25 protein-coding genes are annotated in these 26,388 nt (G+C 38.2%); 1 reads left to right on the forward strand and 24 read right to left on the reverse strand.

The genetic code is table 11. The annotated features are described in order from the left end of the window. Positions 1 to 423 precede the first annotated feature (423 nt). The 10 genes from ACQKN2_RS10830 to ACQKN2_RS10875 all read right to left on the reverse strand — a co-directional run bounded on the left by ACQKN2_RS10830 (position 424) and on the right by ACQKN2_RS10875 (position 9,611). Positions 424 to 579, reverse strand: a complete 156-nt coding sequence (locus ACQKN2_RS10830; protein ID WP_427414977.1) for a hypothetical protein — start codon at positions 577 to 579, stop codon at positions 424 to 426. Between the two features lie 134 nt (positions 580 to 713). Beyond that, positions 714 to 938 carry a hypothetical protein gene (locus tag ACQKN2_RS10835; protein ID WP_427414978.1) on the reverse strand — a complete coding sequence of 75 codons (225 nt, stop codon included), beginning with the start codon at positions 936 to 938 and terminating at the stop codon, positions 714 to 716. A 15-nt stretch (positions 939 to 953) separates the two neighbouring features. Beyond that, complete coding sequence (locus ACQKN2_RS10840) at positions 954 to 2,075, reverse strand: Nif3-like dinuclear metal center hexameric protein (protein ID WP_427414979.1); 1,122 nt, start codon at positions 2,073 to 2,075, stop codon at positions 954 to 956. A 1-nt stretch (position 2,076) separates the two neighbouring features. Beyond that, complete coding sequence (locus tag ACQKN2_RS10845) at positions 2,077 to 2,769, reverse strand: tRNA (adenine(22)-N(1))-methyltransferase (RefSeq protein ID WP_427414980.1); 693 nt, start codon at positions 2,767 to 2,769, stop codon at positions 2,077 to 2,079. A gap of 170 nt (positions 2,770 to 2,939) precedes the next feature. Continuing rightward, entirely contained in the window at positions 2,940 to 3,290 is a 351-nt protein-coding gene (locus ACQKN2_RS10850) for a cytochrome c (protein ID WP_323647236.1), read from the reverse strand. Positions 3,291 to 4,132: 842 nt separating this feature from the next. Beyond that, a complete protein-coding gene (locus ACQKN2_RS10855; RefSeq protein ID WP_427414981.1) occupies positions 4,133 to 4,696 on the reverse strand; it encodes a hypothetical protein in 564 nt (187 codons plus the stop codon). A gap of 250 nt (positions 4,697 to 4,946) precedes the next feature. Beyond that, positions 4,947 to 6,074, reverse strand: coding sequence for an RNA polymerase sigma factor RpoD (gene rpoD, locus ACQKN2_RS10860; protein WP_053484645.1), 1,128 nt, complete (start codon positions 6,072 to 6,074; stop codon positions 4,947 to 4,949). A gap of 32 nt (positions 6,075 to 6,106) precedes the next feature. Then, on the reverse strand, positions 6,107 to 7,939 hold the full coding sequence (dnaG, locus tag ACQKN2_RS10865; protein WP_427415064.1) for a DNA primase: 1,833 nt from the start codon (positions 7,937 to 7,939) through the stop codon (positions 6,107 to 6,109). A gap of 207 nt (positions 7,940 to 8,146) precedes the next feature. Next, complete coding sequence (locus ACQKN2_RS10870) at positions 8,147 to 8,959, reverse strand: pyruvate, water dikinase regulatory protein (RefSeq protein WP_427414982.1); 813 nt, start codon at positions 8,957 to 8,959, stop codon at positions 8,147 to 8,149. A gap of 19 nt (positions 8,960 to 8,978) precedes the next feature. Continuing rightward, positions 8,979 to 9,611, reverse strand: coding sequence for a helix-turn-helix transcriptional regulator (locus ACQKN2_RS10875; RefSeq protein ID WP_323647243.1), 633 nt, complete (start codon positions 9,609 to 9,611; stop codon positions 8,979 to 8,981). A 455-nt stretch (positions 9,612 to 10,066) separates the two neighbouring features. Here ACQKN2_RS10875 and ACQKN2_RS10880 point away from each other — a divergent pair, with 455 nt between their 5' ends. Next, a complete protein-coding gene (locus tag ACQKN2_RS10880; RefSeq protein ID WP_427414983.1) occupies positions 10,067 to 11,452 on the forward strand; it encodes a glycine--tRNA ligase in 1,386 nt (461 codons plus the stop codon). Positions 11,453 to 11,725: 273 nt separating this feature from the next. Here the strand turns inward: ACQKN2_RS10880 and ACQKN2_RS10885 are convergent, their stop codons facing one another. From ACQKN2_RS10885 to ACQKN2_RS10950, 14 genes are all read right to left on the reverse strand, one after another. Then, positions 11,726 to 12,268: a hypothetical protein gene (locus tag ACQKN2_RS10885; protein WP_427414984.1), complete on the reverse strand. Its 543-nt coding sequence runs from the start codon at positions 12,266 to 12,268 to the stop codon at positions 11,726 to 11,728. A 287-nt stretch (positions 12,269 to 12,555) separates the two neighbouring features. Beyond that, complete coding sequence (locus ACQKN2_RS10890; protein WP_427414985.1) at positions 12,556 to 14,274, reverse strand: HD-GYP domain-containing protein; 1,719 nt, start codon at positions 14,272 to 14,274, stop codon at positions 12,556 to 12,558. A 914-nt stretch (positions 14,275 to 15,188) separates the two neighbouring features. Beyond that, on the reverse strand, positions 15,189 to 15,983 hold the full coding sequence (gene recO / locus ACQKN2_RS10895) for a DNA repair protein RecO (protein ID WP_427414986.1): 795 nt from the start codon (positions 15,981 to 15,983) through the stop codon (positions 15,189 to 15,191). A gap of 473 nt (positions 15,984 to 16,456) precedes the next feature. After that, a complete protein-coding gene (era, locus tag ACQKN2_RS10900) occupies positions 16,457 to 17,374 on the reverse strand; it encodes a GTPase Era (protein ID WP_427414987.1) in 918 nt (305 codons plus the stop codon). Continuing rightward, positions 17,361 to 17,774: a cytidine deaminase gene (locus tag ACQKN2_RS10905; protein WP_142509859.1), complete on the reverse strand. Its 414-nt coding sequence runs from the start codon at positions 17,772 to 17,774 to the stop codon at positions 17,361 to 17,363. The genes era and ACQKN2_RS10905 overlap by 14 nt, the downstream gene beginning before the upstream one ends. A gap of 76 nt (positions 17,775 to 17,850) precedes the next feature. Beyond that, on the reverse strand, positions 17,851 to 18,207 hold the full coding sequence (locus tag ACQKN2_RS10910) for a diacylglycerol kinase family protein (protein WP_427414988.1): 357 nt from the start codon (positions 18,205 to 18,207) through the stop codon (positions 17,851 to 17,853). Then, positions 18,208 to 18,681: an rRNA maturation RNase YbeY gene (gene ybeY, locus ACQKN2_RS10915; protein ID WP_427414989.1), complete on the reverse strand. Its 474-nt coding sequence runs from the start codon at positions 18,679 to 18,681 to the stop codon at positions 18,208 to 18,210. Positions 18,682 to 18,689: 8 nt separating this feature from the next. Continuing rightward, positions 18,690 to 20,810: an HD family phosphohydrolase gene (locus tag ACQKN2_RS10920; RefSeq protein ID WP_427414990.1), complete on the reverse strand. Its 2,121-nt coding sequence runs from the start codon at positions 20,808 to 20,810 to the stop codon at positions 18,690 to 18,692. A 347-nt stretch (positions 20,811 to 21,157) separates the two neighbouring features. Further along, positions 21,158 to 22,114 (reverse strand): PhoH family protein, encoded by a 957-nt coding sequence (locus ACQKN2_RS10925; protein WP_427414991.1) that lies wholly within the window; start codon positions 22,112 to 22,114, stop codon positions 21,158 to 21,160. 2 nt (positions 22,115 to 22,116) lie between these two features. Further along, positions 22,117 to 23,235 (reverse strand): sporulation protein YqfD, encoded by a 1,119-nt coding sequence (locus ACQKN2_RS10930; RefSeq protein WP_427414992.1) that lies wholly within the window; start codon positions 23,233 to 23,235, stop codon positions 22,117 to 22,119. Beyond that, the gene (locus ACQKN2_RS10935; RefSeq protein WP_323647264.1) at positions 23,225 to 23,485 is read right to left on the reverse strand and encodes a hypothetical protein; all 261 of its coding nucleotides are present in this window, start codon (positions 23,483 to 23,485) and stop codon (positions 23,225 to 23,227) included. The genes ACQKN2_RS10930 and ACQKN2_RS10935 overlap by 11 nt, the downstream gene beginning before the upstream one ends. 55 nt (positions 23,486 to 23,540) lie before the next feature. Next, entirely contained in the window at positions 23,541 to 24,029 is a 489-nt protein-coding gene (locus ACQKN2_RS10940; protein WP_427414993.1) for a hypothetical protein, read from the reverse strand. Between the two features lie 26 nt (positions 24,030 to 24,055). Further along, on the reverse strand, positions 24,056 to 25,060 hold the full coding sequence (gene floA, locus ACQKN2_RS10945; RefSeq protein WP_053484661.1) for a flotillin-like protein FloA: 1,005 nt from the start codon (positions 25,058 to 25,060) through the stop codon (positions 24,056 to 24,058). A gap of 3 nt (positions 25,061 to 25,063) precedes the next feature. Beyond that, a complete protein-coding gene (locus ACQKN2_RS10950; protein WP_427414994.1) occupies positions 25,064 to 26,374 on the reverse strand; it encodes an NfeD family protein in 1,311 nt (436 codons plus the stop codon). Between the last annotated feature and the right edge of the window lie 14 nt (positions 26,375 to 26,388).

Raw genomic sequence — 26,388 nt, forward strand, 5'->3', positions numbered from 1 at the left:
AATTTGGTGAATGTTATGGCACTTGCAGTGAGGGTGATTTCCGTTCCAGGCTACTCGCTTTCCTGTGGGCGAGCGTCGAGCCGCTTCCTCCGCTTAAGCTCCGTGCAGGGTCTCGCCTGTCTCGCTTTCCCACGGGAGTCGAGTAGCCTTCCACTCCAATCAATGATAGCGTAGTACTTTTAATTTGTGCAATTAAGAATGAACGCTATGGCCAATTAACATAATTAAACAGAATAGGTAATATTATTGTACATCTACTGCGCAAATATTTTGCATACTATCACTATGAATTAAAAAGTGAAATGCTAAAAGATACTTACTAAACGAAGTCGAGGCTGGGCAACATAAAAAAGGATTCACGCAAAGTTTTGTGTATGAATCCTTTTCGCTCTTCGGAAGGTGGATGTCGATAAAATTTAAAAGTTAGGTGATAAAACGTGAAAGTTGGGCGATAAAATTTAAAAGTTGGGCAATAAAACGTGAAAGTTGGGCGATAATTTCTGAAAGTGTTTCGATAAAACTAAAAGTTGGAGTCATTTTGTTAAAAGTGGAGGCTGGGCGGCTCATCGGACGCCCCAAGGAAAGCAGCCCCTAGTTTTGCCGAAAAGCCATATTTTATATAATAGGACACATTAATTTCTTTGACGCAATATTTTTTCAACAACATGAAAAGGCTGAATTATATCAAATTCTATAATTCAGCCTTGTTATTATTACTGGTTACATTTAAATGAATAGTTTGTTGATAGAAACTTCTTTTCTTTAGAGACGATGGCCTCTCCACCATCTTTTTCACATTGCTCGGTCATAGCATCAATTTTTTTGGCATTCATTGTATTCGTCATAAATGTCATGCCTACCCCAAACACAGCAATTAGTAAACCAATCATAATCCATAACTTGCCGGCTTTATTGCCAGCAGGTCTTTCATTCTTCACAGATATTCCCCTCTCTTACACGAATAAAAACGGTTCTGTATGAACTGTAGATTGTACAAATTCAACAGAATATTTTTTATCCTCACACATTCTTGCCATTTTTTTAGCTACTCCGGCAATCATCACCTTCTCTACATGATGACCTGGATCTACGATTTGCAAACCAATTGCTTGAGCGTCCTGGGCAGTATGGAAATACATATCTCCTGTTAAAAATACATCTGCTCCAGCACGTTTCGCAGAATAGATATATTTATTGCCGTCGCCACCGACAAGCGCAACTTTTTTAACCTTCGACTGTAAATCGCCAACAACTCTTACAGCGGGTACGTCTAGCTGTTTCTTGACAAATTGCGTGAATTCATGAAGAGTCATTTCTTGTGGTAAATAACCAACTCGTCCTAAGCCCATAACATTTGTTTGCTGGTCTAGACGAATGAGATCATAGGCAGGTTCTTCATATGGATGTGCGTTTAACATTGCCTTTAACACACGATTTTTTACGGGTTCCGGAAATACTACTTCTACCTTCACTTCTTCTTCAACGTGTAATTCACCAATAGAACCTACATGTGGATTTGCACCTTCTAATGCACGGAAACGCCCTTCTCCCATTGTCGTATAGCTACACGCTTCATAATCTCCAATACGGCCCGCTCCTGCCTTTGCTAATGCTTCACGTAAATCAGTGGCATTTGTAGTCGGTATAAAAACTACCAACTTCAACATAATTTCCGCATAAGTTTCTTCTAGAATAAAACGGTTTTCAAGCTGTAGCGCATCTGCTAGTAAATCGTTGACACCACCTTCAGCCACATCTAAATTCGTATGTGCTGCATAAACAGCAATATCATTTTTAATAAGCTTTTCATATAAACGCCCAGCTGGATTGTCAGTACGAATATTCGAAAGTCGTCTGAAAATCGGTGGGTGATGCGCAATTATTAGTTCGCATCCTTGAGCAATAGCCTCATCCGCTACTGCTTCATTCACATCTAACGTGACTAATACTTTACTTACAGGTTTGTTTAATGTGCCAATCGCAAGACCAATTGGGTCATTTTCCATACAGGCTAGCTTTTTAGGCGACCATGATTCGAACAATTGGATAATTTCCTGACCGTTTACTGTTTTCATCTCACAGAACCCCTTCCACTAAATTGAGTAGAGCCACTAACTCTGCACGTTTTTCTTCAATTTCAGGTGTTTGATCTGCCCCTTCAATAGACTGTAATACACGTTGCCAATTTTCTTTTTCACGCGACCATTTTTTAATAAATGCTGGTGATTTTCGTTGCATTAATCTTGGACCAAATAAAATTTCCGGTTCCGTTAACGTCATTGAGCTTCTTTGCAATACAAGAATTTCATAAATTTTTTCGTCTTCCTCTAAAATCTCTTCGTCCTGGATTGCCCAATTATGTGCTAATGCCCATTCGCGAATCACTTTAGCATGAATATTTGGCTGCAAAATAAGCCTTGTTACCCCATTTAATTTCTCAGGATGCTTCTCTAAAATGGAGACAATCAGAGGCCCGCCCATTCCAGCAATAGTTACGGTATCAACATGGTCCGCTTCTTCCACTGCCGCTAAACCACTCACAAGTCGTACTGTAATTTTTTCTGTTAAGCCTTCTTTTTGCACTTGTCCAACTGCTGATTCAAATGGCCCTTTCACTACTTCCCCTGCTACTGCATAAGAAGCAATACCTTTATGAATTAAGTAGCATGGTAAATATGCATGGTCGCTCCCAATATCAGCTACAACCGCGCCTGAGGGAACAAAGCTTGCTACTGTTTCTAATCGTTTTGATAATTTTTGTGCATTCATTTTTTTACCGCCTGTCTTCAATAGTGTCCATTCTTAGTATGTATGATGTCGAGAAAAAAAACAAATGGAGTTGTCTCAAAAATTTTGAGCAACTCCATTTTACTGAAGATAAATAAATTGTAGCTGCACCAATTACGATTAAACGCTTTCAGTGCAGCTACATCTTTAAACTATTTTAGAGTTGAAATGTACTTAGCGATTTCTTTTGCTTCCGCTTCAGTTTTCATTCCAGGTTGCATTGGAGTTCCTTCGATACCCTTAGTTAAGACTTCAACGATACGAGCCTCATCTAAGCCATGTAAGTTTGGACCTACAGAACCAGTTAAGTCAGCAGCGTGACAGCCGATACAAGATTGTACTAAAGCTGAGCCGTCATCAGTAGCTTCTGTCTTTTCGCCACCGCCCTCTTTTTCAGCAGCAATCTCTTTTTTGTTCTCTGCACCTGTTAAAGACATGAAGAAAATAAGACCAATACCAAATGCAAGAATTAAGATGTAAGGAACGACTGGATTGTTTTTCATATGTTTCCCCTCCTCATTGTAAATCTACTTCTATTATAATATAGAATCAGTCAACATCTAATATTGTACTTCATTAACCATGAAACGAAAAGACCATTCGCTAAGTTTTCCTTTGTTTGTAACAAATTCGACATTTCTGTATCTATTGGATAAAATATGTCTTGAAATCACCAATATTTGGACTATCTATACTCTATTTAGCATTAAACTTTTGCTTCATTACATGTTGTTATCTTTCCTCTCTTTTCGCATCATATACCAAGAAAATCAAAATAACTTATTGATATTTGCTATTAGAAAATTTGTATTTCTGATATTGGAAAATATAGAATATTAATAGTTCATTACCAAAAGTTGTGGATGATTTTTATTATTTTAAAGTATGCCATATATAAGTTGATTGGAGTGGAGGTTGGGCGACTCCTCGGGGATCAGCGATAGGGGAACAAAGGCTAAAACCATCACATCCTGTGATAACGCCTTCGTGACCAACATCGTGTTAGCCCGAGACCCTGCAGCGAGCACATAGGGGAACGAAGGCTAAAACCATCACGTCCTGTGATAACGCCTTCGTGACCAACATCCTGTTGCCCCAAGCGGCTCATCGGACGCCCCCAGGAAAGCGCCCAGCCGGAACGGAAATCAACCATACGTTATGGTGATTAGCCATGATAATAGGACTTATTGCTATGGCTCAATACTCAGATTATTGTTTTTAGTCGTCAGCAATTTACATGGGATAAATTTCGAGATCACATTTTGATGCAAAAAAGAATCCGTAAGCTATCGAAAGCAAACAGATTCTTGTCATTTGTCAGCGAACTAATTTACAAAATAAGTTCTTATAATAAGTTTATGATATAATAGCTAATCAGTGCTAGTAACCCTAGGACACCTGATACCGTGAAATAAAGTAGCTTCATTTTAAAACCTGACCAAAGCCAAACCCCACAGTTCGCTGCAATCAAGCAAAACAATGCAATATTATTTCCGTTAAAATATGTAGTGTAAATTCGAATAGACATACTAAACAATAAAACAGCGGCCAACAAATGGAAAACAGGCGCTAATAAATCATTTTTTCGTGCCATTCGAAATGCCGTCAGAAATAATACTAAAGCAGCTATTCCAACGACAACCGTTAAAATGATCATGTAGGAGGTTATTGTAAAATAAATAGTTAGCAGAGCAATCATCGCAATACATATACCTGCAATTATAAATAGCAGCCTTCTCTTTTCTGAAGGCAATATAGCTTGTTTATGATGTACGGGTTCTAATTCCTCTATATCTGCCCCCTCGGCATAAAGAGCCGCTAAAAAGTCACAGTATTGTTCTGGTAATAGCTTATTTTGCTTCCAAAACAAAATCTCATTCAAGATTATTTTTTTTCGAGGATTTGTCATAGTTTTTGCTCCAAACATTGCTTTATATGGTTGTTATTCCAATTTTATCTCAAAACATTGCAAAACACATCTATATAAAGTAGCAAAAATATTAAGTTTGTCACATTCTAGTACATAATATAAACATTTTCGAAACAATATTTTCTTTTGATAGACTTCGCTTATACGAGTATTCTCCTGATTCAATAGTAGCGCAAAAAGGGCTATCCAATTAGTCATCACTAATTAGATAGCCCTAACCTGTATAGCTTTATTCTAAGAAATCTTTTAAACGTTTACTACGAGAAGGGTGGCGTAGCTTTCTAAGCGCCTTCGCCTCAATTTGACGAATACGTTCACGTGTTACACCAAATACTTTCCCTACCTCTTCTAATGTACGTGTGCGACCATCATCTAGACCGAAACGTAAGCGAAGGACATTTTCTTCACGGTCAGTTAATGTATCTAACACGTCCTCTAATTGCTCTTTTAACAATTCATAAGCTGCATGGTCAGATGGAGATTGAGCTTCAGAATCCTCAATAAAGTCCCCTAAATGTGAATCATCTTCTTCTCCAATTGGTGTTTCAAGAGATACTGGTTCTTGCGCAATTTTTAAAATTTCACGGACTTTTTCAGGTGTTAAATCCATTTCTTCCCCAATTTCTTCTGGAGATGGTTCGCGACCTAAGTCTTGTAGTAATTGGCGTTGTACACGAATTAATTTATTAATTGTTTCGACCATATGCACTGGAATACGAATTGTACGTGCTTGGTCCGCAATAGCACGTGTAATCGCTTGGCGAATCCACCATGTTGCATAAGTGGAGAATTTAAAGCCTTTACGGTAGTCAAATTTCTCAACAGCCTTGATAAGCCCCATATTCCCCTCTTGAATTAAATCAAGGAATAGCATTCCACGGCCAACATAACGCTTAGCAATCGATACAACAAGACGTAAGTTCGCTTCTGCTAGACGTTTACGTGCTTCTTCGTCACCTTGCTCAATACGCTCAGCTAGAGCGATTTCTTGCTCGGCAGAAAGTAAATCAACTCGACCAATTTCTTTTAAATACATACGTACAGGGTCATTTATTTTAACACCCGGTGGTACACTCAAATCATTTAAATCGAAAGTCTCTTCGCTCGCTTCTTCTTTCATTAAGCTTTCTTCTTCAAACTCTTCTTTTCCAATGATTTGAATGTCTTTTGCCTTTTCAAGATCCTCAGCAAAGTGGAAAATCTCTTCGTTCTCCAATTCATAAGGCGCAAGTTTCTCTGAAATTTCTTTCATTGAAATTTCACCTTCTGTTTTTGCTTTTTCTTGTAGTATCTTTTTTGCTTCGTCTAATGTAATTTCTACTTCTACCTCTTTTGAACGTTCTGACTTGTCCGCCATAAACCTTCCTCCTTCTAAACAACCGAATCGGGTTAAATCGCCGATAACGATTTTCTTAAATGAATAATCTGTTGGGCGATTTCAAGTGCACGCGCATACTCGTGCATCTTCTCCGCTTCCTTTGACTCATGCATCTTTTGTTGAATTTCTTGCTCAATTCTATATTTTTGCAGCTGACGTATTGAGTCTGTGACCTCTGCCTCTGCTTGGTCGGGATCCCGTTCCGTTAAAGCCGCTTCCATTACTATCTTGCGTAATTCAGAGTCATCTAATATCTCAACAAAACGCTGATAATCAGGATGACCATATTCCTCATAAAATCCTACTAAGCGAACAAAAACTGCCAAATAGGCATCTCGTACAAACGGTTCTTTTTGCTCACTACGTAATACCCTGTCCACTACATCTATATTATGAAGCATATGAGCCAGTAATAAACGTTCGGCACGTTCAGCTGCGTCCATAGGCTTATGTTGCTGCGTGACCGGCATCGAAGGCGTTTGAACAGGCATCTCTACTTTTGTAGAACGTACCTGATTTGCCTCTAGCTTTCGGAATTGAGCATAAATCGCTTCTTCCGAGATATTTGTCTCATTCGATAGCTGTCTTATATACAAATCTCGCTCAACCGGTGACGATCTACCTACCAGTTGCTCAAGAACTTCTTGAATATATTGAAGCGTATCATTTTCAAACTGAAAGTTCTTATTTCGTCTAGCATGCATCATCATAAAAGCAATATACGCATGAGGGTTTTCCAAAATTTGTTCTTTAAATGCTTGTCCACCTAAACTACGAATGTATTCATCGGGATCTAGCTTATCTGGTAACACCGCAATATTGACTTTCATACGTTCCGTTTGAAGTAACTGTGCCGCTCTTTTTGCCGCATCAAAACCTGCATTATCACCATCATAGCAAACCGTAACCTGCTCTACTAAGCGCTTTAGCTTTGTGATATGCTGATTCGTAAGCGAAGTGCCCATTGTTGCTACAGCATTCGTTACACCAACAGAAGTTGCTGCTAAAACATCCATAAACCCTTCCATCAATACTACTTGACGATTTTTTCTAATGGAGGTTCGTGCTTTATCTAGGTTATATAGCACTTCGCTCTTTTGAAAAATCGGTGATTCTGGACTATTTAAATATTTTGCCTCTTCACCAGTCGATGCAAGAATTCGTCCAGAAAATGCTATAATCTTACCGTTCTCATCACGGATGGGAAACATAATACGCCCTCTAAAACGATCAAAATAGCGTTCTTCCCCTTCACGTTTGATCACTAAACCACTTTCCGCGATTTCTTGTAAGTTATAACCTTTTCTTTCAAGCAATATCGTTAATGCATCAAAGCTTGGAAGAGACCATCCAATGCTATTAGATTCTATAAGTTCCCTTGTAAATCCTCTTTCTAGCAAATAATTTAAAGGTTCTTCTCCATCTTCTGTATTTAACAGTAAATGTTGAAAAAAATCTGCTGCAAAAGCGTGTGCTTCTTTCATCCTTTCTTCTGCTTTAGATACCTTTTTCGCTACTTCAGGTAAACTAGGCCCAACATCTAAATGTATGCCAACACGTTCACCAAGTTTCACAACAGCGTCAGGAAAAGAAATACCTTCTATATCCATGACAAAAGTAATAGCATTACCACCTGCACCACAACCAAAGCAACGGAAAATTTGTTTGTCTGATGACACAGAAAAAGATGGCGTTTGTTCTCCATGAAAAGGACAGAGACCAAACCAATTGCGCCCACGCTTAGTAAGCTGCATGTATTCGCTTATGACATCAATAATATCCGATTGTGTGCGAATCTGTTCAATCACTTCTTCAGGAATCTTCCCTGCCAAATCCATCACCATCTTTAAATTACGTTCTAAAACACAATTCGCTATCCGATTTAAAAATCCTTTATTTCTCGACAAAAAAATAGGATTTTTCTCTTAATAAATATTTTTACCACAATTTTATTATTATAAAACAAAAATTAGTTTTTATCTATACTATTTTCAAACCCGACTCAAAAAAACCGCCTCTTATAACCGAGGTGGTTTATCATCATTCGTTTCTTATTTACATTTCAAAATATGCTCGATAATGACGTTTGCTGTTTCTTCAACAGCTTTGTTTGTCACATCAATAACCTTACAGCCAATTTTAGCAGCAATTTTTTCGAAATGCTGGATTTCTTCTAATATTCGATTATGCTGTGCATAGATAGCATCATCATTCAATCCTAGAGACATTAATCTCTCTTTTCTAATTGAGTTTAATTTATCAGGAGAAATAATTAAACCAAAACATTTTTTGGGATCAATTTTTAAAAGTTCTTCAGGTGGCTCCACTTCTGGTACTAAGGGTACGTTCGCCACCTTATAGCGTTTATGTGCTAAATATTGTGATAGCGGTGTTTTAGAAGTACGGGAAACACCCACTAGCACAATATCAGCCTGTAATAGACCACGTGGATCTCTACCATCATCATATTTTACAGCAAATTCAATAGCCTCAATTTTTTTAAAATAATCATCATCTAGCTGGTGAACAATTCCTGGTGCTTCTAATGGGAATTCTTCCACAAAGGTTGCCATTGTTTTTAAAGCAGGCCCTAAAATATCGACGGCATATACCTTTTCTTGCTCACACAGGTCATGCAATAACGATCGCATCTCCTGTCGAACAAGCGTATACACAATAAATGCCTTCTGTTTTGCTGCAAGGCATACAATTTTCCGAATGAGCTCCTCAGATTGTATATGAGGAAAACGACGAATTATCGTGCTTTCCAAACCAGGTCGAAACTGGCTAATAACCGCTTTCGCTACTTGGTCACCAGTTTCACCGACTGAATCAGATACAACAAAAACTCGTAGTTTTTTCATGCTGCTCTCCTTCAACTATTTAGTCATTCTGTGCAAGTGATAAGAAAGCTCGTGTTATCGTCGTTTTTGTAAGACGACCAACGATTGTCAATCCACCTTCTTGTGGCTCAACTACTGGTAGCGAATCCACTTCTCGTTCAATTAGTTTATTCGCTGCGACAACTAAAGAATCTGATCTCTCGCAGTACGAAATATTTGGCATGCGTGTCATAATTATATGTACAGGAATTTTGTTTAAATCCTGCGTGCCAATACTTGTACGTAGTAAATCCTTACGAGAAAGCACCCCTGTCAAAAATTCATTCTTATCTACGACAAAGAGTGTTCCAACATCCTCTGAAAACATGAAGCAAATCGCATCATAAACAGTCATTGTTTCTGGCACAACAACAGGGCCTGAATGAAAATCTTTCACCTTTAAATTGTTAATACTATCCGTCAATGTAACGGATGTTTTTTTACCTGAATAGAAATAGCCAACACGAGGTCTAGCATCTAAAAAGCCTGCCATTGTAAGTATTGCTAAATCTGGTCTTAAAGTTGCTCTTGTCAGATTGAGACGTTCTGCAATATGTTCGCCTGTAATTGGGCCGTTTTCTTTCACAATTTGTAAAATGTCTTCCTGACGTTTATTGAGTTCGATTGGACTCACCGCCTCAAATCTAATAGTGTTATACTTATGCTCAATTATTATATACTATTTTAATAATTATTGCGAAGAAAAGAACTACATGCTACAATATTGACACATACGCTTGCTCTCGATGTATTTTCGAGTGATTTGCGTTATATAGGCGATGACAGGAAAAAAGTATCTGTTCCATTTTAAAGCGAGTAGAAGATGGTGAAAGTCTACACAGCAACAGAGAAAAGGCACTCCTTGAGCTACCTTTTTAAAAAGAGGTTTTAAACATCACGTTTAAAACAATCAGGGTGGAACCGCGGGTTATAGCACTCGTCCCTGGGCATTTATTGTGCCCGGAGACGGGTGCTATTTTTAATTTAGTCCTACCTAAATTAAAAATATCTAGCGAATTTATCAATCGTATAAATGCGCTAACCAAAATCAAAGTTCACTCTTTGAAAACTATAAAGGAGGCTATTTTTATGGCTAACAAATCAATGGAAACAATTGTATCATTAGCGAAGCATCGCGGCTTTGTCTTCCCAGGTTCTGAAATCTACGGAGGCTTAGCAAACACTTGGGATTACGGTCCACTAGGTGTTGAATTAAAAAACAATGTAAAAAAAGCATGGTGGCAAAAATTTGTCCAAGAATCAGAGCACAATGTTGGGATAGATGCTGCAATTTTAATGAATCCAAAAGCTTGGGTTGCTTCTGGTCACGTTGGTAACTTTAATGATCCAATGGTCGATTGTAAGGCATGTAAAGCACGCCATCGTGCTGATAAAATCATCGAGGATGCTGCGCTAGCTAAAGGCGATGAAATCATTGTCGATGGTATGACATTTGACCAAATGAAAGAAACGATGATTAAGTATGACGTAGTGTGCCCGGATTGCGGTAAAGCTGATTTTACAGATATTCGTCAATTTAATTTAATGTTTAAAACATTCCAAGGTGTAACAGAATCTTCTACTAACGAAATTTATTTACGCCCAGAAACAGCACAAGGTATTTTCGTGAACTTTAAAAATGTACAACGTTCTATGCGTAAACGTACACCATTCGGTATTGCACAAATTGGTAAATCGTTCCGTAACGAAATTACTCCAGGTAACTTCACTTTCCGTACACGTGAATTTGAACAAATGGAACTTGAATTTTTCTGTAAGCCAGGAGAAGACCTTGAATGGCACGCATACTGGAAAGAATTTTGTAAAAATTGGTTATTAAATTTAGGCATGAACGAAGAGTCTATGCGTCTTCGCGACCACGAAGACGACGAATTGTCTCACTACTCAAACGCTACAACTGATATTGAATTTAAATTCCCATTCGGTTGGGGCGAGCTTTGGGGCGTAGCGGATCGTACAGATTACGATTTAAAACAGCATATGGAGCATTCTGGTGAAGATTTCACTTACATTGATCCAGTATCAAACGAACGTTACGTTCCATATTGCATCGAGCCATCTTTAGGTGCAGACCGTGTGACATTAGCATTCCTTTGCGATGCTTATGACGAGGAAGAGCTTGAAGGCGATGATAAACGTACAGTTTTACGCTTCCACCCTGCTCTAGCGCCATTTAAAGCTGCAGTTCTACCACTTTCTAAAAAGCTTTCTGATGAGGCTACTACTGTATGGGCAGAGCTTCGCAAAGCATTCCCAGTTGACTTTGACGAGTCACAATCAATCGGTAAACGTTACCGTCGTCAAGATGAAATTGGTACACCATTCTGTATCACTTACGACTTTGACTCAAAAGAGGATGGTCAAGTAACAGTGCGTCATCGCGATTCAATGTCTCAAGTTCGTATGCCAATTGCAGATGTTAAAGCATACATTGAAAAACATCTGCAATTCTAAATTCATAAGTATATAAAGAGGGAGTCGCATTTTAAGCGGCTCCCTTTAGACTATAAACAAACGCTACTCTTGATAGATTTAATCGTTAGACCCCGACGTTCCCATTTTGTGCGGAGCCTTAAAACCATCTCGTATGGTGAGGCTTTCTTAGATAAAGGCTGTTTTCGTATAGATTGTTGCTCCCTTGAAAATATCGATGTGAGTAAATTAAAGAGAGCAGACCAAAAAGCCTTATTTAAGACACTGGACATGCTCTCTATCTAAAAGAAGTAATTAAAATCGAAGTCGAAGTACAGATATAAAAGAAAAAACGGCATAAAATATCATAAGAATACCGAAAATCATCAACGTCTTATTGTTCTCTCTTAAATCACCCGATTCTTTTTTCATCTCTTTGTAATATTTTGTCGCCATAAACAAGCCGCACATCAATAAAACTGCGCAAACGATAAATGAAACGTTGTACGCTCCTGTACCTTTACTCGTATCTAAAGCCCCTACCGCATTAAGGTATATAAAAGCTGCAAACAAATAAGGTGCTCTTTCCTTCCTCTTTAATTTTCTACTTTTCTTTTTCTCCACTTTATACGACCGCTGCAAATCTTCTTGTGACACATACTGCGCAACTATGGTTTCTACTTGTTTCGCATATTTTTTTTGAACTTTGACCGTATAAAAATTTTCGTATACTTCAGATGACCGCTTTAAAATTCCTTTGATTCCTATTTCAAACGGAATGTTACTTTTCTCTATGTGTTGGCCAATTGCCAGGACTGTATCTACTGAATGTCCAATCAATAATTTCTTTTCAAACAAACTTAGCACCTCTTACGAAATAAGTAAATTACGCTTAATTATACTATTTCATTCGCCCTTTTCTGCAATCCAAAATATAGCATATTCTTTTAACTAGGGGACTCTCATTCGTTTAACAACAATCTTAGAGAAAACAGCCTAGATAAAAAATGCTTACTCAGACTTATGATGAGGAACCGTTGATTTTCCACTGAGTGTGGTGATTCCCGCGGGGTGAACTTGCGCGGAAAGCGCCAATTCGGAGTGAAAATCAACCTTTGTTTTAGGATACACAATTTATTCTTTTGTTAGGTCTTTAATGATGAAAACAAGCGCTCTTGCATCTTCTCCTCAAACGAAAACCTTTTCATACTCATACCTACTAAGCTTATTAATATTTCCTCGATATCTGCAAGTGTATAGTAAAGGAATGTTCCTTCTCGCATTGGACGAACCCTCTTATCAATTGTTTGTTGATCCTCAATAAAGTAAGCTACATTTACATTACAATGTTCCATCAATTGTGAAATGCGTTGGTCATCATCTGGATTAATAAAAAACGGCACAATTTTGTCAATATACAAAATACTTTGCACAAGTTTTATGAAGAAATTTTCACGAAGAGAAGTTTCCACAACAAATACAGCTGTTTTCTCATGCTGATAATCCATATACAATATATTTATTTGTTCTTCTAATAACTTTTTTAGAATATTAATAGAATTTCTATACTTTGTCATATCCGTTTGGATTTCTCTTGTTAATAAACGTAGAATTCGAAATGCAGGTAAAAATATTTTTAAAACAATTTCTTTAGGATGTAAATGATCTATTAATTTTTTAAAGTAGACTCTTAAGCTATTTTCGTCACAGCGAATTAATTGTTCTATAAATAGGTTAAAAATTTCTTCAAAGCTGTTAGCACGATAATCTATCATTTTCGAAATTTTTACACTGTAATTCAAAGGTAATATCATAGTCTTTTGCTCATCTAATAACTTAACTTTAGGTAATGTCGGGAATAAATCATAGACAAGTTCAACTTGCGCACTTCGATTATCAGATAATTGAACGACTGAGTTGACAGGATAAATCCCTAAACACTCTACAAATTTATGCATAAATTTCTCGTTATATAAATGTCGATCACGATATAAAACAGCTAATGCATCTGTTGCAGCATATCCCGAATGATATACACGCTTCGATGTCATCGCTGAATAAACATCAATAATTTGCAGCATTTGAACTCCCTCACACATATCATCCTCACAAAGCTGATTCGGATAACCTTGACCAGCAAAGCGCTCATGATGATCACGTGCTAAATAGGCGATATCCTCTTCCCCATTTTTGATGAGTAGCTCATAACCTTTAGTCGTATGAGTTTTGACAATATCAAACTCATCTTCCGATAATTTTCGTTTTAAATTTAATATTTCTTGCGGAATTAATACCTTCCCAATATCGTGGAACAAATAGCCTCTTGCTAACGTTTCAATATCCATTAAACCTAAATAACGAGCAAAGATTGTACCTAAAACAAAAACATCAAATGAATGAACAAAAGAATATTCATCCCATTCTTTTAATCGCATGAGTAATTCATAGCGATGTTTTTTTTCTAAAACTCTTTCAAAAACATCTCGTACATAAGCAGTGTCTTGGGTGCTTTTTAAAATTTTGCCATAGCGCAATTCATGCACAACATTCTCTAATGTAGTCATAAAAAGTTGCTTTACTGTTTCTTTATACTCATCTGCCTCATCCTTTTTATCCATTAGCGGCGCAAATACATCCTCATAATCCTTGGAACGCTGAACACTTAAATCATGAACAATTCGGACTGAATCAGTTGGTAGATAAACAGATAATTCATCAACTTTTCTAAGTTTAAGTAAAGCAATAATTCGTTCCGTTAAAACTAAATCTTTTTTAGCTAATAAACGATAATCAGAAAAAATATCTTCAGCTAAAATATCATTTGCTTCAACTTCATCAATACTTAAGGTCACTTTTCTTAGCATATTTTCTGCCACATACGCAATGTTTAAGCATTATGTGACTCCCTCCTTCTTCCGTAAGACTGCGTTGTTCGTTGTTCATCAATTATGCCTCGGCATAATTGATCCGGAATCGGCTTTGTGCTCAGGCCTGCAAATGTTTTTTGTGCGAAAGCGCAGTGCTAACGTAGCGACAGCAACAGATGTTTTATGTGCGAAAGGCGCAGTGCTAACGTAGCGACAGCAACACGGTTTTATCTGTGCGAAAGCGAAGCGACAGCAACAACAACATGAGGGCCGACACGATGTCGGTATTTCGATAATCGCACAGATAAATTACCACAGGACGTAGCGATTTTAGACTGAGTTCCTCTATTTCAAGGGGGTTGGACCCCCGCTGAAAAGTAGCTTAAATCCGCATTCATCTCACCATCTTTAGAGGTGGGACACTTCTGTACCTGACGCTTTGCTTTCGCTACAGAGAATAATTGTTGAAAGAAGGTAAATATCATCATCTATATTAATTACAATATCATAGAGTAAAATGCCTTTTCAACTAGTATTTGGAATTAGAATGAACAGTTTCTACTATGTTTATATTAAAAACTATTCCAAAATTAATATTTTAGACCTAACTCAATTATTTCACATCAGCTATTAAGTTGAATTAAAAAGTACATAAAGACCTATAAAACAGAAAATAAAAGTTTGTTTTTATAAGTTATAATTAAATTTCTCTCATAAATAAAATTTCTGCAAATGATAAAGAATTACTCAATTTGACCTAATGCCATTTGCAAAAAAAATCAATGTCACTATAAAAAAATAACATTTTGACAAAATAACCGCCTAGCATTCGGATGGATAACATTAGGAGTCCGCCTTTTCCTTGTATTTTCAAGACGAATTAAAAAAGAAAAAATGCCAGAAGATCAATGTTAATGGTCTTCTGGCGTTTTTTCTTGTTCTGTATTTGTTCTTAACTGAAATTCAGGCGTTCGCTCTAGCTGTTCAATAAATTTTTTAGTCTTAAAACGAATTCCTGTTTGTTCCTCGTAAATGGTTGTAATTATTTTTTTTATAAAATATTTTGTTTCCTTTTTCAAATCTAGTTTCCCAATCTGGTCAATTGGTACAGTATAGAACATCCGAATAAGCTTAAGCTGAGTCGGTGTTAATCGAATGATATAAGGATCCTGCTGATAACAACGATGACACAAAAAACCTCCCTGCGCAAAAGAAAATGCAAATTCACCGTCTACGGCACCACAAGCAGCACAAGCATGTAATATAGGCTGCACACCTGTATAGGGTAGCATTTTCCATTCTACAAACAATGTAATGGCCTCCGGGTCATAACCTTCCTCAATTGCTTGTAATGCTTGAAGGAGCACATCAAATGCATATGGCTCCGGTTTCCCCTCTTCTACTACTCGCTCGACAAGTTCCATTATATAACTTGCATATGCTGTTGCCATAATATCCTCACGAATATGGCGCATTGAATTGAGATGCTCACCTTGTTGCAATGTCCCCATACCAGTATGATGCTGCACCATAAACATGCCATACGTAAATGGCTGTGTCACAGATGCTAATCTGCTAGAAGGCTTCTTCGCTCCTCGAGCCATCGTTGCAACCTTTCCCGCTTCTCTAGTTAGTAATGTTACAATTTTATTTGATTCTCCATAGGCACGTACCTTTAGGACAATCCCTTCCCATTTATGAAGCATCGATCCCCCTCCTTTCTACAAGCCACGCAATCAATTATGCCTCGGCATAATTGTGTCCGGAATCGGCTTTGTGCTTAGGCCTGCGTGATGCAGGTCAGTTAGCCGTTATCGCATGGATGCGATGATTTTAGGCTAACATCCCCTAAGAACTCCTTTCCGATTCCGAGACATCCGCCGGAGGCTTAGGCCAACACGATGTTGGTCACTCAGTCGTTGCCACAGGACGTGGCGTTTTTAGACTGAGTTCCTCTATTTTAGCGGGTGTCCAAACACCTGCTGAAGGAAGTGAAAATGGAGCTGTCCAATAAATTTATTGGACAGCTCCATATCAATTATGCCTCGGCATAATTGCGTCCGGAATCGGCTTTGGACCAACGTAATGTTGGTCACTCAGTCATTGCCACAGGACGTGGCGTTCTTAGACTGAGTTCCTCTATTTTCAGCGGTTGTTTGGACACCCGTTGAGATAGAAGTTAATATTCATCATCACGGAAACCGAAGTCACGTAAATGTGTTGATTTATTTCGCCAATCCTTTTGCACCTTTACCCAAAGCTCTAAATACACTTTTGAACCAAGAAGCATCTCAATATCTTTTCTTGCACGTATCCCTACTTCTTTTAATAGCGCGCCACGTTTACCAATGACAATCCCTTTTTGCGAATCTCTTTCCACGATAATCGTAGCTGCTACACGAATTTTATCTTCATTTTCTTCATCACGGCGAATTTTATCAATTACAACAGCAATGGAATGAGGTATTTCTTCACGCGTTAAATGTAACACTTTTTCACGAATTAACTCTGAAATAATAAAACGCTCAGGATGATCTGTTACTTGATCTGCTGGATAATATTGTGGACCCTCCGGTAAATATTTCGCTAATGTCGATAATAAATCTTCTACATTATTCCCTTGTAATGCTGAAATCGGTACTATTTCAGCAAAGTCATAACGGTCTTTGTAGCTTTCAATAATCCCTATTAATTCATCAGGATGAATTTGATCGATTTTATTGATTACCAGGAAGACAGGCGTTGGATTACCTGCCAGCATTTCAAGGATGAATTCGTCACCCTTTCCAAGTTTCTGTTCTGCATTAACCATGAACATAATAACATCCACTTCACGCAAAGTATTTTTAGAAACCTTTAGCATAAAATCCCCTAGCTTATGTTTCGGCTTGTGGATTCCTGGTGTATCTATAAAAATCATTTGGCTATCATTTGATGTTAGTACACCTTGTACTTTATTTCGTGTTGTTTGTGGTTTATCACTCATAATCGCAATTTTTTGACCAATAACACGGTTTAAAAACGTTGATTTCCCAACATTTGGTCGACCGATTATGGAGATGAAACCTGACTTATAGCCATTATTATTTTCCAGCATTCTCTAAATCCTCCGTTGTAAATGCAAACGGTAGTAATTCGCCTACAGACGTTACCGTGACATCACCTTTTAAATTTGTTAAATATACAGGCATAGATGGCTTGCAAAACTCCATCATCACTTGACGACAAGCTCCGCATGGCGCACATGGTCCATCCGTATCAGCTACAATAGCAATCGCCTCAAAATCATAAATACCTTCTGACACAGCTTTGAAAAATGCTGTACGCTCAGCACAATTCGTCATACTATAGCCTGCATTTTCAATATTGCAGCCATGAATGACCTCTCCATTTTTCGTTAAAATCGCCGCGCCAACTTTAAATTTTGAATAAGGTACATAAGCCTTTTCACGCGCTTTTTTTGATTCTTCTAGTAATGCATGCATATCAATTGTCATCATGTTCTCCTCTACATCATCAATTTCGCCTTGGCGTAATTGCCTCGGTCGCTTTCTCCAGCACACTTGCTACTACTTAATGACCGAACCATTTCGGTATAAATATGAGTAATCCGATTATAGCACTGAATATCGCAAATACAAGTACTGCACCTGCTGCAAGATCTTTAGCCTGCTTAGCAAGCGGATGGATAGTAGGTGAAGCTAAATCCACTACTCGTTCAATTGCTGTATTAATCATTTCAAGTGCAAACATTAGAGCAATTAATAACAATATAATATACCATTCTATACGTGATAAATCCGTAAAATAGCCAGCAATCAAAACAATTCCCGCACTTAGTAAGTGGGATTTAAAATTTTGCTCCGCACAGGCTGTAATAATACCTTTAAAGGCATACCCAAAAGAGCGTACAAATTTGCGAACATTCATCTATTCTCGTCCTAAGCCGAAAGATTGTAAAATCTCATCCTGCTTACTGAACATCACCTTTTCATCTTCTGGTACCATATGATCATAGCCAAGTAAATGTAAGAAACCGTGGACCGCTAAAAAGCCTAATTCTCGCTCAAATGTATGTCCATATTCCTCTGCTTGCTCTTTTGTACGATCCGTTGAAATAATAATATCTCCTAAGATACGAGGCATCCCTTCAAATGTTACTTCCATTTCTCCCTCACCTAATTCCTCCAGGGCAAACGAGATCACATCTGTCGGTTGATCCTTGTCACGGTATTCTCGGTTTATTTCTTGAATCGCTTCATTTGTAACGAATGTCACTGACACTTCCGTTTCCGGCTCAATATTCTCAAGTTTCGCAGCTTGCTGCAAAAGCTTTTCAACAAGCTCCATATGTTCAGTAGCCACTTCATTTGTTTCATCTGTAAAATCAATTGTTAAAATCATAGATCCTCCTACTTATCTGCCTTTGGATATTCAATTCGCGAGTGGAAAATTCCATTCAACGTTTCACAAAGTACTCTCTCTATACATTTTAACTCTTTTATTGAAATATCGCATTCATCAAACTGACTGTCTTGTACTCGATCGTCAATAATTGCTCGTACCAACTTTTGAATTTTCTCTGCATTCGGCTCCTTCATGGATCGAACCGCCGCCTCAACGCTATCTGCAACACTGATAACTGCCGCTTCCTTCGTTTGTGGTTTCGGACCTGGATATCTGTACGTTGTATCATCTAAGCATTTTCCTTCTTCCTTCGCTTTAAAGTAGAAGTATTTCAACAGACTAGATCCGTGATGTTGCAAGGCAATATCAATAATTTCCTGTGGCATCTTATATCGTTTTAGCATTTCAGCCCCATCAGTTGTATGCGCGAGTATAATTTCCGCGCTTTTTTCCGGGGACAATGTATCATGTGGGTTAATACCAGACATTTGATTCTCGATGAAAAAGGCAGGACGCTTCGTTTTACCAATATCATGATAATAGCACCCTACACGAGCTAGTAATCCATCCGCTCCAATTTCCTCACACGCAGCCTCTGCTAAGTTCGCTACCATTACACTATGATGATATGTTCCCGGAGCCTCCATTAGTAATTTTTTCAGCAATGGATGGTTTGGGTTCGACAATTCAATTAAACGCAACGACGACAATAAGCTAAATGCTGATTCAAAGAATGGTAAGAGACCCATTGTAAGAGCCCCTGATAGTAGAGCCGATATCATTGCCGCGATAAAGTAAAACACTAACTCTGACAAACCGTAGGAAGATTGTGTCATCAGTAAATAAAATGCAATAAATAACATATTTACTAGCCCTATGACACCTACAGTATGTAAAATATGCGAACGCTTTTCCATACTTTGTAAAAAGAATAAGCTCGCAAATCCTCCAAAAATTATATACAGTGTAATTTCCATCTGCATGACAGAAGAATAACCCTCTTGGAAAATAACACCCGCAGATGCTGCTGTCATAACCGTAATAAGTACTGCAGCACGGTCATCCGCTAATAACCGTACTAGCATTGTTGCCAAAGCCGTTGGGAAAAGGAAGGCAACAGTAACATCAAAGCCACCTGAGACTAGGCTAATAAATTTCATCAGCAGGATCGATAAACTATAAACAATTACTGTTACCAACAGGGCATTACGTTTCTTGCGCTCATCTATATTCCAGCGTTCGAATAAAACAAACATGAACATCATTTCAAGAAGTATTAAAATAATCAGCCCTGCAATCGGTTTCATCGATGCCTTATTACTTACCATACCTAGAAGCTCTAATTGACGGAACGCCTCATTATCAATAATTTGACCTTCCTGTACAATGATTTGACCTTGAAGAATTCGAGTTGGTTCAACTGATTCCTTCACTTGTTCCTTTCGAATTTTCGTTTGTTCCTCGTTTATAGTCTCGTTTTCGATAATACTCGTACGTCCAATTAAAACTACCGTATTAAATATTTTATCAGGATAGCCTCGTTGTCCACGAATTTTTGCCTCAAAATCATTTTGAGACGCAAACACATTTTCAGATCGAATGGATTTTTGTAAATAGTCCTGCACGAGTTTTGATAGTTGCGTACTTGTTCTTTTTAAATCTGCTTCACTTTGTACTAACAAACCTTCTAGCTGTGAATCAGTGAAGATAATTGGCATTTGATCTGAATCTATAGATTCAAGTTTTTTACGAAGCTGCGCCACTTGGTCGACTACAGGAATAGGCTCTTTGTTACTCTCAACATCCGCCTTTACGTCAAGAACATAGTCGAATAAAGACGTTACAATCGCAGCTCGCTGTTTAGCAACATCGGCAGAAAATTGATAGACTGGTGCAACCGAATCTGTTGCTTTTTCTCGTTCCTGTTGCGTTTTATAAGTATCTTCTATCGTTTTAGTAGATCGTACTGTTTCAGGCGCTAGCTGTAATGGTTTAAAATCATATGTAACACCTTTAACATTGCCATACATAAAAGTAAATTGTAGGGCTCCTGTTAAGATGAGAACGACAATTAAAAAGTAGCGAAAGCCAATAAGTTCTGTAATTTTTTTTAATTGTTTCTCCATCTTGCACCTCCTCTATCTACCTACTATCATACCAATTCAAAAAACATTTTTCCTGAAAAATGTATAAGAAAGTAAAAAAACAGCTATACACATCGTATAGCTGTCACATTTTTTTCCATTTTACAACCAATTTCTATTTTGTTCTATCTTTTATATCTATCGCTAAGCTTCTTTTAAAACCCTTTGCACCTGCCGCTTCGCTTTCGGTGCAGACTTTTTAAACCCTGTTGCACCTGCCGTTCCGTTTCACTCCACTTTCGGTGCAGACTTTTTAAACCCTGTTGCACCTGCCGTTCCGTTTCACTCCACTTTCGGTGCAGACTTTAATATGACCGCTAGCGGTCATATTAAAGTTGCTGTTCTTCGTATGCTTGGATGATTTTTGCTACGATTGGGTGGCGTACTACATCGCCTTGCTCCAAAATTTGGAAATGTATAGATTTTACATACTTTAATGTTCGTTCTGCTACGATTAATCCAGAATCCGTATTTTTTGGTAGGTCAATTTGTGTTTTGTCGCCGGTAATGACCATTTTGGAGCCAAAGCCTAGTCGCGTTAAAAACATTTTCATCTGCTGATGTGTCGTATTTTGAGCTTCATCTAAAATAACAAAGGCATCGTCTAATGTACGTCCGCGCATATACGCTAAAGGCGCAATTTCGATTGTGCCTCGTTCAATCAGTCTTTGTGTTTGTTCAGTCCCATAAATATCGTTTAGAGCGTCATACAGGGGGCGTAAGTATGGATCTACCTTTTCCTTCAAATCCCCCGGAAGAAAGCCTAGAGACTCGCCTGCCTCTACTGCAGGGCGTGTTAAAATAATACGCTTAACGTGTCCGTTTTTTAGCGCCTGTGTTGCCATGACTACCGCTAAATACGTTTTCCCAGTACCGGCTGGTCCGATACCAAAAACAACGTCCTTATGACGGATTGCTTGTATGTATTCTCGTTGACCTATTGTTTTTGCACGAATAGGCTTCCCTTTCGTCGTGCGAGCTATTTCTTCATCATAAAGTTCTGCAAAGTATTCAATCGTTCCTTTTTGTGTCATTTCAATAGCTGTTGCAACATCACGCTGATCAATATTAATTCCTTTACGAATGACCTTTAAAAGAGCATGTAAAAGGAATCTTGCTTGTTCCTTTGCATCCTCTTCACCAGCAAGCTGAATTTGTTCACCACGTGTAATAATGTGAACTTTTAGAGCCTCTTCGATTAATTTCATATTGGCATCGGATATTCCGAGTAGCATAACCGCTTCGTTTGGATTATCCACTTGTAATACAGTTAAATGTTCTGACATAATCATTCTCCTTGTAGACCTTGTATTGGACTGGCAATGTTTTCATTGATTAAAAATAGAACTTTCCCTTCAACTGTACCATTCCCCCACTTTACCTGTAAAAGGTTTTCTTTTTTAATAACCGTTTTCGCAGGTAATGAACGTAGTACCTTTTCATGAAGCAATGGTATGAGCAATGAATCTATTTTGGATTCATTAAGCTCTACTTGAGTTTTTTTTGTGTACTGCTCCTCAACAATTGAAACATATGGATTGAGCCAATTAGGTAAATCTTTCTTTTGAACATAGTCAACTTTTTCTTTTTCTTCATGAATGCCTTTCACTAATACACGCCACTGCTTTTGTTGTAGCGTTTCCATCGTTAGTTTTGTAGGAATTTTAAATGAACATTCAAGCCAATAATCAGCGTAAACCTCTCCCTTCGCCCCAACAAACACTTGATCTTCACCACTTTCAATTACGCCACTTACGAGAACATCACCTTCGTAAGCAGTATCGTTAACTGAAATTTTTCGTTCTCCATTTTGAATATTAAAGTGAGTAATAACACCACTTTTTGTTGCTACTAAATGCGTCGCTAGCTTTTCATTCGTTTGTTTAGTTTGTTTCGGGGACTCCTGAGGTCGTAAAATTACACGTCCACCATGCTTTTCAATATGCACCCACGAAAGATCTCGGTGCCCTTCTAATAGCTTCTGACGAATGACAGCATCTGAGGGTAAGTCTTTTTTAGAAATGGGTGTTTCTAATTGAAAGGTATCTTGAAAGGTCTCTCCTAGACGTTCCTCTAATTCAGGTGTTGCCGCTTTAATATCGATCCGCCAAATAACCTGTGCACATAGTAATGGTATTAATATCATCAACGTTAGGCCAAGCAAAGTCCAAAGCTGTGCTCGAAAAACTTGAAGTTCATCTGCATAATAGATAGCCATTTTAAGTCGGTAACGACTACGCACACGGCGAATCTTTGGTAGATAATGCATAGTTGTTTCAAAGGCAACCTCTTGCTCACGAAACACAACACGCTTTAATGGCACATGTTGTGCATGCAATGCTTGAATAAAAGGATGAACATTTTCATGGCGCTTTATACGTATGATAATTGGCCGATTATTCCACATTATCGCTCACACCCATATCCTTTGTCATTTTCAAATGAAGCTCCTGCAAATCCTCTACAGAAAGATGTAGCATTTCTTCTTTAAGAGCATTAATTTCCACTGATTTTCCACGCACAGTAATATGATAATCTGCATAGATAAATGAGCACGATGTAGCATCAGCATGTAGAAAACGATATGGGCCAATGATTTTTAATGTTTCATATTGTAATAATTCAAGTAGTGGCGTTAATTGAAATAGTTTTCTCATAAAAAAATGCCTCCTTCTTCGGCAATATATGCATCGAAAAAGGAGGACATGCTAGTTATTTTCTTTTTGCTTTTGGAGGGCCTAAAACTTCTGCCATTACAACAGCTTGCATAAGTGATTTTTTTGATGTCGGTAATTGAAAAGCCGATTGTGATTCAGCTACTCTCTCGACTTTTTTCCCAGCAGCTAAACGACCCATACTTTCTCTATTCGTAGGACGACTCACTTTCTCAGTCGGGATTAAGGATGGTGCTACATAGCTTGGTACTTTCTCATTTACTGTTTCTTCGACAATTTTTTTCGGCTCTTCAAATTTAGGCTGTTCATTTTCCCATTCACCTAAAAATCCACGTGCAAAATCCTCAAAGCTCTGTGGTTTAGAACGTTGCTGTGGATTCACCTCTGCTTTTTTTATAACAGGAGGCTCAACATGTGAATCCTTATTATTAAAAGTTGGCATTGGTTTTTGTTCTTTTTTATTTTTTGATTTACCGAAAATAGAGCTGACTATGGCAATTATCACAAATATAATTAATTGTTCCATTTATTAGTACCGCTCCTTTCAGTTTTTTATTCATTAGGTTCATTTGATTCTGTTTTATCTGAGCTTACTTTAGAAATGGAGTCTCTCATAGCTGTATCTGCTTGAATGTTGCGGTAGTTCATATAGTCCATAATACCAAGATTACCTGAACGTAGAGCTTCTGCCATCGCCTGTGGTACTTCAGCTTCGGCTTCTACTACTTTTGCCTTCATCTCTTGTACGCGTGCAATCATTTCTTGCTCGTTCGCTACAGCCATTGCACGACGTTCTTCAGCTTTCGCTTGGGCAATGTTTTTATCAGCCTGCGCTTGTTCAATTTGTAATTCAGCACCAATGTTTTTGCCGATATCAACATCAGCAATATCGATCGATAAGATTTCAAATGCTGTCCCAGAATCTAAACCTTTTGCTAATACTGTTTGAGAAATCATATCAGGATTTTCAAGAACTGTCGTATGACTAGTGGCGCTACCAATTGTAGAAACGATCCCCTCACCTACACGGGCAATAACCGTTTCTTCACCAGCACCACCGACTAAACGTTCAATGTTTGCTCGCACTGTAATACGTGCCTTCGCTTTTACTTCAATCCCGTTCATAGCAACACCTGCAATAAATGGTGTTTCAATAACTTTCGGGTTAACAGACATTTGTACCGCTTCTAATACATCACGTCCAGCTAAATCAATTGCCGCACAACGTTCAAATGTTAACTCAATATTTGCACGATGTGCCGCGATTAACGCATTTACTACACGGTCAACATTACCACCTGCTAAATAGTGACTTTCAAGTTGATTGATCGTTACAGGTAAACCTGCTTTATGCGCTTTAATTAATGGATTCACGATTCGTGATGGGACTACACGACGTAAACGCATACCGATTAATGTGAAAATACTAACGCGGACACCTGCAGCAAGTGCAGAAATCCACAACGCCACTGGTACAAAGGTAAAGAATACCGCGACAACAATGAATAATAAGACTAGCCCCACAATTGGACCTATTAAAGCTAAATCAAAACCCATTTGCTATTCCTCCATCTCTTTTTCTGTTTGTCTCACAACAATACGTGAGCCCTCTACTTTAATAACTTCTACATGTTCCCCAACATCAACATAGCCACCTTCCGATACTACGTCAATGCGCTCACTTCCAAATAACATTGTACCCGCCGGACGAAGTGGTGTAATCGCTTTACCCACTTTTCCAAGCAGCTCTGTGCGATTCACGTTAGATACATAACCCTCTTCCGTCGTTGTCGCATCCATCAAGACTAGCTTGTTTAAAACATGCAATTTCTTACCAAAAAATTTCATCAGAATCACCATTCCTATTATCGCTACAAGAAGCGCAATGAAAATCGCTATAATCATTTGCATCATGTTTGCACCTGCCAGTATTAGACTTAGTAATATTAGCGCACCACCTAAAATACCAACAATACCTCCGGGGACAAAAAACTCCGCTATAACAAGCGCTAAGCCTACAATAAATAAAAGTAAGGTCTCATAACCTGCCAAGCCCGCCACCATATGACCAAAGAAAAATAATCCAAGTGCTGACAATCCCATTATACCTGGAACACCAAAACCTGGCGAATAAAGCTCAACTACAAGTCCCAAGCTTGCAATCGACAATAAAATCGGAACTATAATTGGATTCGTAATAAAACGAGCAAGCTTTTCAGCAAAAGTAGGTTCAATTGAAACGATATCACGCTCATCTAATTGCGTTGCTTTTAAAAGGTCCTGGAAATTTGAAACCGTTCCATTTGAATAACCAACTTTTTTTGCCTCCGAAGCAGATAAAGTTAATAAATCCCCTTTTCCTGCTCGAGATACATCAGCCATTGCTCGTGCATATATTGGATTACGATTTTTTGATTCTGCAGCTGCCTCCATTTGAGCAACCCATGCACTATGAGCCTTTAAATCTGCAGCATTTCCTGCTGAATCAATAACTGCAGCCGCCCCGATCGTTCCATTTGGCACCATATAGATTTCATCCGCATGTAAGGCTAAAAAGGCACCTGCAGAATGAGCATCTTTGTTAATATACGCAATCGTACGTATATCCGTTGCATCCATAAGCATAGCAATATCACCTGCTGCATTCACGAAACCGCCAGGCGTATGAATGTCTAAAATAATCGCCTCTGCATTGTTTTCTTCCGCCTCTTTAAAAGCTCGTTCTAAAAATGCGTGAAGTCCTCTTTCTACTTCATTATGAATTGGTATATGGTAGACCTTATTACTTGCAAAAGCAGACGTTAATGGAAACGCTAACAAAAATGTCATCCAAATAACTATTAAATAGCTGAGGATTCTTCGTCTTCGCATCTTTTTCCCTCCCT

This window comes from Lysinibacillus sp. NPDC093688, from assembly GCF_050280145.1.
Lineage (GTDB): Bacteria > Bacillota > Bacilli > Bacillales_A > Planococcaceae > Lysinibacillus > Lysinibacillus xylanilyticus_B.

What these genes read in the sequence shown, in the direction of transcription:
- ACQKN2_RS10840 (WP_427414979.1), bottom strand. Translation starts at nt 2,075, where the DNA reads ATGAAAACAGTAAACGGTCAGGAAATTATCCAATTGTTCGAATCATGG.
- ACQKN2_RS10845 (WP_427414980.1), bottom strand. Translation starts at nt 2,769, where the DNA reads ATGAATGCACAAAAATTATCAAAACGATTAGAAACAGTAGCAAGCTTT.
- ACQKN2_RS10850 (WP_323647236.1), bottom strand. Translation starts at nt 3,290, where the DNA reads ATGAAAAACAATCCAGTCGTTCCTTACATCTTAATTCTTGCATTTGGT.
- ACQKN2_RS10855 (WP_427414981.1), bottom strand. Translation starts at nt 4,696, where the DNA reads ATGACAAATCCTCGAAAAAAAATAATCTTGAATGAGATTTTGTTTTGG.
- rpoD (WP_053484645.1), bottom strand. Translation starts at nt 6,074, where the DNA reads ATGGCGGACAAGTCAGAACGTTCAAAAGAGGTAGAAGTAGAAATTACA.
- dnaG (WP_427415064.1), bottom strand. Translation starts at nt 7,939, where the DNA reads ATGGTGATGGATTTGGCAGGGAAGATTCCTGAAGAAGTGATTGAACAG.
- ACQKN2_RS10870 (WP_427414982.1), bottom strand. Translation starts at nt 8,959, where the DNA reads ATGAAAAAACTACGAGTTTTTGTTGTATCTGATTCAGTCGGTGAAACT.
- ACQKN2_RS10880 (WP_427414983.1), top strand. Translation starts at nt 10,067, where the DNA reads ATGGCTAACAAATCAATGGAAACAATTGTATCATTAGCGAAGCATCGC.
- ACQKN2_RS10890 (WP_427414985.1), bottom strand. Translation starts at nt 14,274, where the DNA reads ATGCTAAGAAAAGTGACCTTAAGTATTGATGAAGTTGAAGCAAATGAT.
- recO (WP_427414986.1), bottom strand. Translation starts at nt 15,983, where the DNA reads ATGCTTCATAAATGGGAAGGGATTGTCCTAAAGGTACGTGCCTATGGA.
- era (WP_427414987.1), bottom strand. Translation starts at nt 17,374, where the DNA reads ATGCTGGAAAATAATAATGGCTATAAGTCAGGTTTCATCTCCATAATC.
- ACQKN2_RS10905 (WP_142509859.1), bottom strand. Translation starts at nt 17,774, where the DNA reads ATGACAATTGATATGCATGCATTACTAGAAGAATCAAAAAAAGCGCGT.
- ACQKN2_RS10910 (WP_427414988.1), bottom strand. Translation starts at nt 18,207, where the DNA reads ATGAATGTTCGCAAATTTGTACGCTCTTTTGGGTATGCCTTTAAAGGT.
- ybeY (WP_427414989.1), bottom strand. Translation starts at nt 18,681, where the DNA reads ATGATTTTAACAATTGATTTTACAGATGAAACAAATGAAGTGGCTACT.
- ACQKN2_RS10920 (WP_427414990.1), bottom strand. Translation starts at nt 20,810, where the DNA reads ATGGAGAAACAATTAAAAAAAATTACAGAACTTATTGGCTTTCGCTAC.
- ACQKN2_RS10925 (WP_427414991.1), bottom strand. Translation starts at nt 22,114, where the DNA reads ATGTCAGAACATTTAACTGTATTACAAGTGGATAATCCAAACGAAGCG.
- ACQKN2_RS10930 (WP_427414992.1), bottom strand. Translation starts at nt 23,235, where the DNA reads ATGTGGAATAATCGGCCAATTATCATACGTATAAAGCGCCATGAAAAT.
- ACQKN2_RS10935 (WP_323647264.1), bottom strand. Translation starts at nt 23,485, where the DNA reads ATGAGAAAACTATTTCAATTAACGCCACTACTTGAATTATTACAATAT.
- ACQKN2_RS10940 (WP_427414993.1), bottom strand. Translation starts at nt 24,029, where the DNA reads ATGGAACAATTAATTATATTTGTGATAATTGCCATAGTCAGCTCTATT.
- floA (WP_053484661.1), bottom strand. Translation starts at nt 25,060, where the DNA reads ATGGGTTTTGATTTAGCTTTAATAGGTCCAATTGTGGGGCTAGTCTTA.
- ACQKN2_RS10950 (WP_427414994.1), bottom strand. Translation starts at nt 26,374, where the DNA reads ATGCGAAGACGAAGAATCCTCAGCTATTTAATAGTTATTTGGATGACA.